The sequence below is a fragment of the Microbispora sp. NPDC088329 genome (assembly GCF_040685655.1).
Taxonomy (GTDB): Bacteria; Actinomycetota; Actinomycetes; order Streptosporangiales; family Streptosporangiaceae; genus Microbispora.
The window spans coordinates 1-11,858 of sequence record NZ_JBFBIP010000051.1 but is presented as its reverse complement, the minus strand read 5'-3'; the positions used below and the strand labels follow the sequence as shown (position 1 = coordinate 11,858).

At 69.0% G+C, this 11,858-nt stretch carries 10 protein-coding genes; 5 read left to right on the top strand and 5 right to left on the bottom strand.

Annotation, left to right across the window (positions count from 1 at the left end; translation table 11 throughout):
• Positions 1 to 380 precede the first annotated feature (380 nt).
• Positions 381 to 1,085 (top strand): hypothetical protein, encoded by a 705-nt coding sequence (locus AB0O28_RS39560; protein ID WP_363648140.1) that lies wholly within the window; start codon positions 381 to 383, stop codon positions 1,083 to 1,085.
• Between the two features lie 174 nt (positions 1,086 to 1,259).
• Here the strand turns inward: AB0O28_RS39560 and AB0O28_RS39555 are convergent, their stop codons facing one another.
• Positions 1,260 to 1,427 carry a hypothetical protein gene (locus AB0O28_RS39555; RefSeq protein ID WP_363648138.1) on the bottom strand — a complete coding sequence of 56 codons (168 nt, stop codon included), beginning with the start codon at positions 1,425 to 1,427 and terminating at the stop codon, positions 1,260 to 1,262.
• A 629-nt stretch (positions 1,428 to 2,056) separates the two neighbouring features.
• Between AB0O28_RS39555 and AB0O28_RS39550 the strand changes: the two genes are divergently transcribed.
• Together AB0O28_RS39550 and AB0O28_RS39545 are read left to right on the top strand one after the other, a co-directional pair.
• Complete coding sequence (locus AB0O28_RS39550) at positions 2,057 to 2,500, top strand: VOC family protein (RefSeq protein ID WP_363648136.1); 444 nt, start codon at positions 2,057 to 2,059, stop codon at positions 2,498 to 2,500.
• Positions 2,501 to 2,509: 9 nt separating this feature from the next.
• Positions 2,510 to 2,848, top strand: a complete 339-nt coding sequence (locus AB0O28_RS39545; RefSeq protein ID WP_363648134.1) for a hypothetical protein — start codon at positions 2,510 to 2,512, stop codon at positions 2,846 to 2,848.
• A gap of 26 nt (positions 2,849 to 2,874) precedes the next feature.
• Here AB0O28_RS39545 and AB0O28_RS39540 read toward each other — a convergent pair whose 3' ends face one another.
• Together AB0O28_RS39540 and AB0O28_RS39535 are read right to left on the bottom strand one after the other, a co-directional pair.
• A complete protein-coding gene (locus tag AB0O28_RS39540) occupies positions 2,875 to 4,320 on the bottom strand; it encodes a hypothetical protein (protein ID WP_363648132.1) in 1,446 nt (481 codons plus the stop codon).
• A 65-nt stretch (positions 4,321 to 4,385) separates the two neighbouring features.
• The gene (locus tag AB0O28_RS39535) at positions 4,386 to 5,984 is read right to left on the bottom strand and encodes a lectin (protein ID WP_363648130.1); all 1,599 of its coding nucleotides are present in this window, start codon (positions 5,982 to 5,984) and stop codon (positions 4,386 to 4,388) included.
• Positions 5,985 to 6,653: 669 nt separating this feature from the next.
• Here AB0O28_RS39535 and AB0O28_RS39530 point away from each other — a divergent pair.
• On the top strand, positions 6,654 to 8,987 hold the full coding sequence (locus AB0O28_RS39530; RefSeq protein WP_363648129.1) for a beta-L-arabinofuranosidase domain-containing protein: 2,334 nt from the start codon (positions 6,654 to 6,656) through the stop codon (positions 8,985 to 8,987).
• Positions 8,988 to 9,187: 200 nt separating this feature from the next.
• Here the strand turns inward: AB0O28_RS39530 and AB0O28_RS39525 are convergent, their stop codons facing one another.
• Positions 9,188 to 9,766, bottom strand: a complete 579-nt coding sequence (locus tag AB0O28_RS39525) for an NADAR family protein (RefSeq protein ID WP_363648127.1) — start codon at positions 9,764 to 9,766, stop codon at positions 9,188 to 9,190.
• Between the two features lie 200 nt (positions 9,767 to 9,966).
• On the opposite strand from AB0O28_RS39525, the gene AB0O28_RS39520 reads away from it, so the two are divergent.
• On the top strand, positions 9,967 to 11,409 hold the full coding sequence (locus AB0O28_RS39520; protein WP_363648125.1) for a hypothetical protein: 1,443 nt from the start codon (positions 9,967 to 9,969) through the stop codon (positions 11,407 to 11,409).
• Positions 11,410 to 11,483: 74 nt separating this feature from the next.
• Here AB0O28_RS39520 and AB0O28_RS39515 read toward each other — a convergent pair.
• A partial coding sequence (locus tag AB0O28_RS39515) for an arabinofuranosidase catalytic domain-containing protein (protein ID WP_363648123.1) occupies positions 11,484 to 11,858 on the bottom strand: 375 nt, incomplete at its 5' end.

Genomic DNA, 11,858 nt, shown 5'->3' with positions numbered 1-11,858 from the left:
CTGGCAGTTCTTCATGGGCTACCGCTTCGCCATCTTCAACTACGCCACCCAATCCCTGGGCGGCGCCGTCACCGTCAACCGATTCGACCTCACCACACCCTGACCCATCGACGACGACGGCCCCCGGGGAGCGCTCCGCGCTCGCCGGGGGCCGCGCTCATCTACTCTGTCTCGGCATGCAACCTTTCCGGGCATGCGCGGCATCAGAGGGGAGGCCCGCCTCGCCGGCGAGCCGGCGGTCACCCCGCCAGGTCATCACCATGAGCATCTCGACGAGACCAGCGTCCTTGGCGGTGAGGTGGTACTCGTAGTGGGGGCGGGCGCGCCCTGACGCCGAGCATGATCTCTGCCTGCTCAAGGTCAACAAGGATGCTCTAACGGTGAGCGAGGTAGTCGGTCGCGTATGTTTCCTCCTGTCGCTCTCGCGCATCGGAAATGCTGATTTCCAGATTCAAATCCCTTTACTCACCGCAATGGCGTGGTTACGTTTCGATGGAACCCACCACCGAAAGGAGCGCGTCATGTCGTGCGGAGGAGAGGCCACGAACGGGTGGAGCGCGAGAACGCCGCTGGAGCAGGCGGCTCCGGTCGTCGCGGCCCGATGGGCCGAGTACATCAAGACCGAGGTGCCGGGCAAGATGCATTCGCTCAACCAGCCGATGAACCCCGGGCAGGCGACGGCCTGCACCATGACCTTCAACGGAACCGCCTACAACGGCCGGTCGCAGTCGACCTTCCATGGCGAGGTGGACTGCCTGAACCAGGCATACAACAACGATGAGGACCTGGGCTCGGGCCAGTTCACCGCCCTAACCAACCCGGTCTGCCAGGTCTGCGCCGCGGTCCTGTACGGCGTCGGGGTGACGACCGTGCCGAACATGGCCGGCTCCTCCAAGGAGTACGGCAATTACAGGCTGCCAGAATGGATCTTCAGTGACGAGCGCGAGAACGGCATCCTCTACAGGATCATCGGCAAGGATGCCTGGCACGTGTGGATCAACCATGTGTCCGAGGCCACCCGTGGCAAGGCCGAATCCCGCCAGCGGGTGGTCACCGAGATGACCAAGATGCTGCGCAAGTACTGACACTGAAACCCCCGGCCCGGGGCGGGCAGGACGCGAGGCGAGAGCGTTGGGATCCTCGGCCCGCAGGGAGCCGCCACCGCGCCGCGAAGGGCGCGCGAGACCACGATAAAGGGCTGCCGGGCCGGATATGCGTGAGCCCCCGGTGTGCGGGGGGCTCAGGAGGCGGGACTCCGGTCAGTAGTAGTGACGGGTGACCTCCCTGCGGCGCACGATCAGCCGGTAGATCCACAGGCCGAACCACACAAAGCCCCACAGGCCGCAGGTGCAGATGGTCAGCACGAGGTGGAACACGTGCGACTTGGCCGACAAGCCCCGGTGCTTGGTCACGCTTTTGCGTGGCATCGGCGGATGGGGCTGGGGGTGCGGCTGGGGCGGATACGGCTGCTGCCCGTAGGGTTGGGGCTGGTACGGCTGCTGAGGGTGCCCGTATGGCTGCTGGTTGGGCGGGTAGGGGGGCTGGCCCATGACGTTGCTCTCCGTGCCTCGCGGTTGATCATGGGAGCGTAGCAATCGCGGCGCAGATCAACTGGCACACCGAAATTTCCTGATGCACGCCGGGCCGCCGCTGTCTCGGCGCCCGGGGGTGCGGTACAAAGCGCTCCCGGGCGCCGAGATTTCGGAATCTACGACGTAAAGGGCGGCGGCACCGCGCGCATGCTGCCCACACGCCGCAGGCCCTGCCACCCGTCCCCTTATGTCGGACACTGCGGCATGGGCCGGTCCACCGGTGCCGAAGCCTCGCCCCGTGCGGCGGCGCGCGGACCGCAGGGGTCCGTTACCCCGGCCCACACGTCGCGCAGAATCAGCGGCGACCAGGGCTCGTCGATCACGTCTAAGGTGCGCGCGATGGAACGCGCCATCTCCCCGGACCGCGTTCGCTGCATGGCGGCGATCCGGCAATTGGAGTTCCCTTACGGAACTTAGGGTGTTACCTTTCTCGGAGTCTCTTAAAGAAACTCGAGAGGGATCCCATGACATTCGTTAGGCGCTTCGACCACGTCGGCATCACCGTCGCCGACCTCGATGCCGTGACGGCGTTCTTCGTCAGCCTCGGTCTGGAGGCCGATCGGAAGATGGCCGTCGAAGGCGAGTTCCTGGACACGGTGATCGGCATGACCGGCGCCCGCACCGAGATCGTCATGCTGCGGGCGCCCGGCGGAGGTACGACGCTGGAGCTCTCGAGCTTCACGCGGCCGGACCACCTCCCGGGTTCGCCTGCCGCGCCGGCCAACGAGCTGGGCCTGCGGAACGTCGCCTTCGAGGTGCACGACCTCCAAGCCGCGGTCGACCACGCCGCAGCCGACGGCTACGGCCTGGTGGGAGGCGTCGGCGAATACGAAGGCGTGTGGCGGATGGTCTACGTCCGCGGGCCCGAAGGAATCATCGTCTCGTTGGCCGAGCGCATCGAGAAGTAAGGAGACATCATGAGCACGACCGTGACCGACGAACAGATTCGGGCTCTGGCCGCGACCGCGAAGCCCTACAGCCTGGCGCTCCTTGAGTGGGGGCCGGAGCGGACCATGGACGGCGCGGACGCGATCGAGCTCGAACACCAGCGACGCATGGTAGCGCTGCGCGCTGAGGGGGTGATCGCGATCCTGTGCCCGGTCACCTCCGACACCGTGGCCGGCGTCGCGATCATGACCGTGCCGGCCGAGAAAGCCGCGGAGATCATGGCCGGGGATCCCTGCGTTCGAGCCGGGATGTTGCGCTGCGAGGTTCATCCGTGCCACGGCTTCCCCGGAGACGCCCTCCCCGTATAAGCGATCCCGGCCAGGGCGATCAGCGTCTATCCGATCCTGGCCGCCGCCAGGAGGCGGCGGCCCCGTGTAGGAGGAGTAGGTCGGTGCAGGAGGAGTGGGCTCAGCGCCGGGGACCGGGGCCGGTCACAGTCCGATGCTCCGGTTGCCCAGATGCTTGGCGGCCGTCGCGGGGCTGCCGCCGACCGGCCAGAAGGGCAGGGAGGTGGTGGGCGCCGAGGGCCGTCGCCCCCCGTCTTGGCGTGCGACAGCAGGAACTTCGCCGAGTCCCGCATGATCGGGTAGTTGGCCGACAGGAACGCCCTGTCGTCGGTGGCCAGATAGGTCTGCCAGACCCACAGGCCGATCTCCGCGCCGGAGGTGACGGTCTGGGAGTTGTTCGAGGGCGCGATGGTCGAGTCGCAGGACTCGTTGCCCGAATACCAGGAGCCGTTGCCGTTGAAGCGCACGGTCTCCGGCACGCAGACGCCGTCGTGCCCCGGATAGCGCGCCTTGGTCCAGGCGGTGATGTTGCTCAGGTTGTTCCGATAGAGGGCGAACATCGGTGAGTTCAGTGAGAACGCCCCGGCCGACAGGTTGGCCTGGATCATCATCCGCAGGTTCCAGAACCAGTACCCGGCCGGGTACCAGGGCTGGGTGTCCTGGCCGATGTTGAACAGGTTGGCCTCACCGGCCTGCGTGCCCGGGAGGGTGTCGCGGTTGCTCGCGGCGATGGCGTACAAGTACAGCGTCCGCATGTTCTCGAAGTACTCGCCCGACCCGTCGCCGGACGTGATCTTGATCAGCCCGGCCGAGCTCCAGTAGTCGTGCCACCACGACAGGGTGCTCGCGGCGAGGTCCGCCGAGGAGCGGGTCAGGTCGCCGCCCAGCAGGCTGGTGGCCGTGGTGAGCGCGTTGCCGCCCTTCCATCCGGGGGAGACCACGATGACCCGGAACGACCCGTCGCTGTTGGGCTGGAAGCTCACCTGCGCGGTCCGCGAGTCGGGGGTGGACGCCCGCACGTTGCGCCCGCCCGCGCTGACACCCGCCATGGTGCCGAAGGTCTGGCCGTCGAAGTAGCCCTTGAAGTCCGACGCTCCGGTGAGCCTGCTCAGCCCGGGGATGACCACCTGGCCCGGCGACTTGCGGTCGGGGAAGGTGTCGTTGCGGTTCAGCTGCGCGGTGAACCCGTTGAGGCCCCACGCGGGCGCGCCCAGGCTGCCGTTGCCCAGCGGGACGAACTGGGTGGAGCCGGTGTTGGCGCGGCTGAGCACGATGTTCGACCGGCGCACCACGCCGGGGGTGTCCACCGCGAACTTCCCGTTCTGCCACGCCGTCGAGGTGCCGGCCGGGGACACCGACGGGCTCGGCGACGCCGACGGGCTGACCGAAGGGCTCGCAGAGGGGCTGACCGAAGGGCTGACGGACGGGCTCGCGGAAGGACTCGTGGTGACCCCGCCGGTGCAGGGGGTGCGCCGATGTCGGGTGAGGTGCATGAGACCTCCGAAAAGGGAGCCCGGGAAGGACCGGCGCCGGGGCGGTGAATCCCCGGCGCCGGTTCTCAGACGCGGGTCCAGCGCTGGTTGGACTGGCCGTTGCAGGTCCAGATGATGAGCTTGGTGCCGTTGGCGGTGCCCGCGTTGTAGGCGTCCAGGCACTTGTTCGCGCCGACGGCCGTGATGGAGCCGTCGGAGTTGAACCGCCACTGCTGGTTGTTCTGGCCGTTGCAGTCCCAGATGATCACGTTGGTGCCGTCCGCTGTGCCGCGGTTGTTGACGTCCAGGCACTTGCTGCCGTAGATCCGCAGCTCACCCGAGGCGGTCGGCGCCCACTGCTGGTTGGCCTGACCGTTGCAGTCCCACAGTTGCACCTGCGCGCCGTTGGTCGGGGAGGCGCCGGTGACGTCCAGGCATCGGCCCGACCCCACGCCCTTGATCGCGCCCGTCCCGGTCGGGGTGGGCGTGGGAGACGGCGTGACCAGGCCCCCACCGCTCACGACGTACATGGCGGCTCCGTGCGCGGGCACCTGCGCGCTGATTGTGCCCGTCGAGGAGCCGGTGCTGTGCGCCCACAGGTCGCGGACCGAGTAGGAGGACGCGGCGCCGAGACCCAGGGCGGAGGCGGTGGTGGACACCGTCGCCGTCGAGGTGCCCCGGTTCAGCAGCACGACCGCGACCGAACCGTTGGACATCGGCTTGCGCCAGACTTCCAGGTTGCCGTTGTCGCTGATCTTGCTTCCCTGCCGGCCGCCCCAGTCCTGGTTGACGGCGATGACCTCGGTGTTGGTGAGGATCGTCCGGGTGTCGGCGCTCATCGTGCGGATGTCGTTGCCCGCGATGAGCGGGGCGTTCAGCAGCGCCCAGAGGCTGAAGTGCGCCCGGCCCTCGGTCCCGGTGATCGAGCCGTTGCCGACCTCCAGCATGTCGGGGTCGTTCCAGCCGCCCGGCCCCGAGTACGCTTCCAGCCCGACCTGCTGGTCCAGGATGCCCATGACCGAGTTCCAGTTCGCCTGGATGTCGCCGGTGTTGCGCCAGGAGTTGCCGGTCTGCATGCCCCAGGTCCAGACGCTCTCCTGGCCCCAGTTGCACAGGCTGAACAGGATCGGACGGCCGGTGGCGGCGAGCGCGTCACGCATCGCCTGGTATCGCTGCTGCCCGTTCTTGCCCTGGTGGTCGCCGCAGTTGTCGTACTTCAGATAGTCGATCCCCCAGGACGCCCACAGCGCCGCGTCCCGACGCTCGTTGCCGAGGCTGGCCGGGTAGCCCGCGCAGGTCGTGAGACCCGCCGAGGAGTAGATGCCGAGCTTCAGGCCCTTGGAGTGGACGTAGTCGGCCACGGCCTTGATGCCGTTCGGGAACTTCTGAGGATCCGGCACCAGGTCGCCGTTGGAGTTGCGGCTCTTGGTCGACCAGCAGTCGTCGATGTTGACGTACTGGTAGCCCGCCGCGGCCATGCCGCTGGAGACCATGGCGTCCGCGGTCTGCCGGATCAGGCTGTCGTTGACGTTGCAGCCGAAGCTGTTCCAGTCGTTCCACCCCATCTGCGGCGTACGGGCGAGCCCGTTGTCCAGCGCGGCGGCCGGCGACGTCATGCCGCCGGCCGCGACCAGGGACCCGGCGGCCAGCACCGCCGCCATCGCCCATCGACCGATCCTGTGCATCTGACTCCTAATTCGTGCGTGGGGAGTGCCGGCGCGTGCCGCCCGGTGTCCTGCGCGTGGTCGCATGCGGGTCCGGCGCCGTGGTGCCGGCGCATCGCCCCTCGATCGGAGCACCGCCGGTGGAAACCGCCACCGAAAGCGGGACCGATTTGATAGCGATAACAATTCGGCCGGACGCAGACCTCCGTGTCGAGTGTTTGGTGGTGGTGCGGCGGAGCAAATACGACGCCGCCCGGCCCGTCAAGGGTGTGCGGGGCGACTGACCCACCGGACGCGCCGCCGCCTGCCACTACCGGGCACGGTCGGCAACCGGGAGGCGGCCCTTGGTGAAAGTTTCATCGCGGATGGTTGCGGCAAACCATTTCCGGAAAGTTGCCGGATCCGCTGCGTCATTGGCGCAGGTGACGGGTTCTGGCCTGTAGACGACGGCGGAAACTTTCCGGGTATGGCCTTGACATTTTCGATGACGGTTTTTCACACTGAGCCCCGAGCGGCCTCCTGCCGGGGCGGTGGTGGGCGGCGGGGCCGCCGCCAGTGACGCGGCCCCGGCAGGGGGGCCGCGCCGCCGGCTGCGCGGTGTCCCGCGTGCCACGTCCGACGTCATCCCATACGGGCGTCTGGACCATCAGGAATTGTTAACGCTAACAAATTGCATGCCCAGGAGGCGACGTGTCCCCCTCATCCTTCAGCCGGCGCCGGCTGTTCCAGGCCGCCGGTGTCGCCGTCGTGGCCTCCGCCGTCGGGGAGGTCGCCGGGGCCTCCGCGGCCGGAGCGGCGGTCGCGCCGGCCCGGCCCGACATCGGCGTCTCGGCGTACCCGTTCGAGCTGGGCCAGGTGCGGCTGACGACGAGCCGCTGGCTGGACAACCAGAACCGCACGCTCTCCTATCTCAAGCACGTCGACGTCAACCGGCTGCTGTACAACTTCCGGGCCAACCACAGGCTGTCCACCAACGGCGCCGCCTCCAACGGCGGGTGGGACGCCCCGTCGTTCCCGTTCCGCACCCACGTTCAGGGCCACTTCCTCACCGCGTGGGCCCAGGCGTACGCCGTGCTCGGCGACACCACCTGCCGGGACAAGGCCACGTCCATGGTCGCCGAACTGGCCAAGTGCCAGGCGAACAACGGCGCCGCCGGGTTCAACACCGGATACCTGTCCGGCTTCCCCGAGTCCGACTTCACCGCCCTCGAAGCCCGCACGCTGAGCAACGGCAACGTCCCGTACTACTGCATTCACAAGACGCTGACCGGCCTGCTCGACGTGTGGCGCCTCATCGGCAGCACCCAGGCGCGCGACGTGCTGCTGGCGCTCGCCGGCTGGGTCGACTGGCGGACGAGCAGGCTGAGTAGCAGCCAGATGCAGAACATGCTGGGCACCGAGTTCGGCGGAATGAACGCCGTGCTGACCGACATCTACCAGCAGACGGGCGACGCGCGGTGGCTCACCGTCGCGCAGCGGTTCGACCACGCCGCCGTGTTCAACCCCCTGGCGTCGAACCAGGACCAGCTGAACGGCCTGCACGCCAACACCCAGGTGCCCAAGTGGATCGGCGCGGCCCGGGAGTACAAGGCGACCGGCACGACCCGCTACCGGGACATCGCCACCAACGCCTGGAACATCACCGTCGGCGCGCACACCTACGCGATCGGCGGCAACAGCCAGGCCGAGCACTTCCGGGCGCCCAACGCGATCGCCGGGTATCTCACCAACGACACCTGCGAGCACTGCAACACCGTCAACATGCTCAACCTGACCCGCGAACTGTGGACGCTCAACCCCGACCGGGTCGCGTACGTGGACTTCTACGAGCAGGCGCTGCTCAACCACGTCATCGGCGCGCAGAACCCGGCCGACGGCCACGGGCACGTCACCTACTTCACCCCGCTCAAGCCGGGCGGCCGCCGCGGGGTGGGCCCCGCGTGGGGCGGCGGCACGTGGAGCACCGACTACAACTCGTTCTGGTGCTGCCAGGGGACGGGGGTGGAGGTCAACACGAGGCTGATGGACTCCATCTACTTCTACAACGGCACCACGCTGACGGTGAACCTGTTCATGCCGTCGACGCTGGACTGGACCCAGCGCGGCATCACGGTCACCCAGACGACGTCGTACCCCGCGAGCGACACCACGACGTTGCAGGTCACCGGCAACGTGAGCGGCTCGTGGTCGATGCGGATCCGCATCCCCGCCTGGACGTCGGGTGCCACGATCAGCGTGAACGGCACGCAGCAGAGCGTGAGCACCACGCCCGGCACGTACGCCGTCATCACCCGGTCGTGGACGTCCGGCGACACCGTCACGGTGCGCCTGCCCATGCGCGTGGTCATGAAGGCGGCCAACGACAACACGAACGTCGCGGCGGTCACGTACGGGCCGGTCGTGCTGTCGGGCAACTACGGCAACACCTCGCTGACGGCGCCGCCCTCGCTGAACACCGGGTCGATCACCCGGACCAGCACCACGGCGCTCGCCTTCACGGCGACGGCCAACGGCTCGACGGTCAACCTGGGCCCGTTCTACGACGCGCACGGCCACAACTACGCCGTCTACTGGAACGCCAGTGGGCAGGGCAACGGCGGGACGGGAAGCTACCGGCTGGTCAACGCGGCCAGCGGCCTGGTCCTCGGCATCCAGAACATGTCCACCGCCGACGGCGGTCTCGCGCTGCAGTGGATCGACAGCGGCACCGCCGACCACAACTGGGTGATCGTGACCGACGGCAACGCCGTACGGTTCCGCAACGTCAACAGCGGCAAGGTGCTGGGCGTGGAGAACATGTCCACCGCCGACGGCGCCCGCGTCCTGCAGTGGGCCGACAACGGCACCGCCGACCACCGGTGGACGTTGGTCGACAACGGCGACGGAACCTACAAGATCCGTAACGTGAACAGCGGCAAGCTGCTCGCCATCCAGAACAACTCCACCGCCAACGGCGCCCAGGCCGTCCAGGACTCCGACAACGGAACCGCCGACAACCGGTGGCGATTGGTGGCCAACGGCTAGAACCTGGCCGGCGGGCTGGTGCTGGGCGTGGAGAACATGTCCACGTCCGGCGGCGGCCTGGTGATCCGGCGGTCCGACAACGGCACCGACGACCACCGGTGGCGCTTCCTCCGACCCCCGAAGCCGAACAGGTCAGGGCCGCCAGCGGTAGTGGGCGTCTGGCAGGTTCTCCTACGGCCGGGCGGCGGAAACGCCGGCGCTCACGAGCCGGTCCCCAGGGCGTCGCGGGCCGCCATCAACGCGAAGCCGAGCAGGTTGAGACCCTGCCAGGTGGCCGGGGAGGCGGCGCGTTCGTCCCCGGCGGCCAGGCCGATGCCCCAGACGCGGTCGTACGGGCTGGCCTCCACGAGGACCCGGTTCGCGGTCGAGAGCAGGAAACGCCGCAACTCGGGGTTCTGGCCGAACTTGGCGATGCTGCCGCGGACCACGATGCCGAACCGCCGGTCGGCCCAGACCTGTTCGTCGAAGTCACGTACGGCCCGGCCGAGCTTCTTGGCCTCACCCGGGTGACCGGCGGCGAGAATCCGCTCGGCGGTCTGGGTGTCGCCGAACAGCCAGGCCTTATGCGCCATCATGTAATGCTCGGCGGAGGCGAAGGTCCGGCCGTCCTCGGCGAAGTCGGCCGGCCACCACTGCGACAGGCAGCCGGGACCGGCGCCTCCGTCCCGGGCGGGCCGGTGGCCCCAGAAGTACAGGTAGCGAAGGGCACGGCCCGCCTGCTCCGCGGCGATCGCCTCGTCCACGGTGCGAGGCAGGAAGATCTGCTCGGACACGTCCACACCGTGCCACAGGCGGCCTCGGCCGGGCCATCGGATTTATCCGGCACGACGCCATGAAAGTGGAGGAGGCGGCCCCTAAGCTACTGCCGAACCGGTGCGGCGGGCCGGCCTTCGCCGGACCACACCGCTCGCCGGCACGCCGCCGCAGCGGTGAGCCATGGCGCTCCGGGCGCGGTGACCGGCCTTGGGAGGAGTCGTCCGTGATACGCATCACCCGGGGACGGGTGGCCTGGCTTGTGCTGGTTCATCGCCCCCGGGCGTTCATCCCCTTGTGGTTCAGAAACGGCTGGTGGCCACCCCTGCCGGCACGGCGGACAGTGTGGCGCTGGGCACCCCTTCCGTGGTGGCTGAACAACGCCGCTCTCCCGGTGGCGGCAGGCGTGATCGCCGGGGCCGCCGCCTGGCGCCACGGGCACGGGGAGCCGGCGCCGTTGGTGACCGCCGTCGTCGTGATGATCGCCGTACGGGTGATTCCCCTCGCCTGGCCGAGGCGTGCGCGCCAGGCGCATGTCGCCCGGCGAGTGGATCACCCGGAGCTTCATGCGATGGTCGACGAGGTGGCCGCGACCCTGGGGGTCCGGCGTCCGTCACGCGTGTGTTTCACGCCCATCGCGGAGTCGGGGGCCACCCCGCTCGGACCGCGGCGCACCGCGCTGTGGATCGGCCTGCCGTACGCGATGGGCTTCGACCGGGCGGAGCTACGCGGGGTCATCGCCGTCGAACTCGCACTCCTGGAGGCGTGCCGGACGTGGTCGCCTGCCGCGCTCATGGAGCTCTGGACCGCGGGGGCGGTAAGGAAACAGGCCGCCCGGCCCGAGGTCGCCGCCGCCGTCAGGGCTCTCGTACGGCAGGCCGACGAGGCCGGTTGCCGGGTGGCCGACCGGCGAACCATGGCGACCGCGCTTCTTCGCGGTGCGCTCCTGAGCCATTCGCTGGACTGGTTCGCCCGCCGCTACGCCGCACACCTGCCCGGCCGCGGGCTGTTCGCCGTGGACCTCTACCAGGGCTGGCGCTGGAAGGTGTTCGAGGACGACCTGCCCACCCGGCTCATGTCCCCCTATCTGCAGCGGTACGCGGCCGGCCCGGCCGGATACGGGTTCGTGATCGACCGGATCGCCGAGCTCGGCGTCACTCCGCAGGAGCCGCTCCGGCCGGCGGACGAGCCGATCGTGCGGGCGCTCGACCCGGCCGTCGAAGATCGGTTCGCCCGCTGGCTGCTCAGCCCCCGCACCGCAGGCCAGACGGTGCACTGGTACGTCACGTTCGCCGAGATTCCCTTCGCGGCCTGGGACGCGGTGATCGAACAGGGCCACGACAGCGTCCTGCGGGCCGTCGCCCACCTGTCCGGCAGGCCGGACCCGTCGCTCGCCGACCTGATGGAGATCGTGGCCGCCGGGCGCGGCGCGGAGCTCGAGTGGGAGCACAGAGAGGAGTCGTGCACCCACCCGTCACCCGGAGTCTGCGCGCTCTTCCCGGTGCTTCACCGCGCGTTGCGGCTGCGGGGCTACACGTACGTCAACGCGCTGCGCCATCGGGAACTCGCCGGGCCGGACGGAGACGTCGTCGACGTCGTCGGCCTGGCGCGGGCGATCGAGCGCGGCGACCGGCCGCCGGAGATCATCGTGCCCGCGACGACGTCATGAACGACCCGGCCGCCCCCGGTCCACGCCGGGGGCGGCTCGGTCGTCCCGGTTTCCCTTCTGCCTCAGGCGCCGGTCTATTTGTAGCCGGCGGCCACGATGTTCGCCTGGACCGCGTTCTCGGTGGCGTCCGACGGATAACCGGAGGTCATGACGCCCTCGTAGAAGGTGCCGGCGGCACTGTGGCTGTTGTCGCCGCCGATGCCGAGGATGATGGCGCCCTCCTTCTTCATCGGGTTGTAGCCCGCGACGTTGGGCCGCTTGCCGTCGTAGAAGGTCGACAGGGCGCCCGACTGGGCGTTGCCGCCGCGGATGGCCCAGTGGTTGGGCTCGCCCTTGATGATGGCGGTCAGGTAGCGGTGGCTGATGCTCGGGTCATTGGCGTTGTAGTGCTGGTTCACGCCGGAGAACAGGCCGTTCTCCAGGTCGGCCATGATCCAGGGACCGTTGCC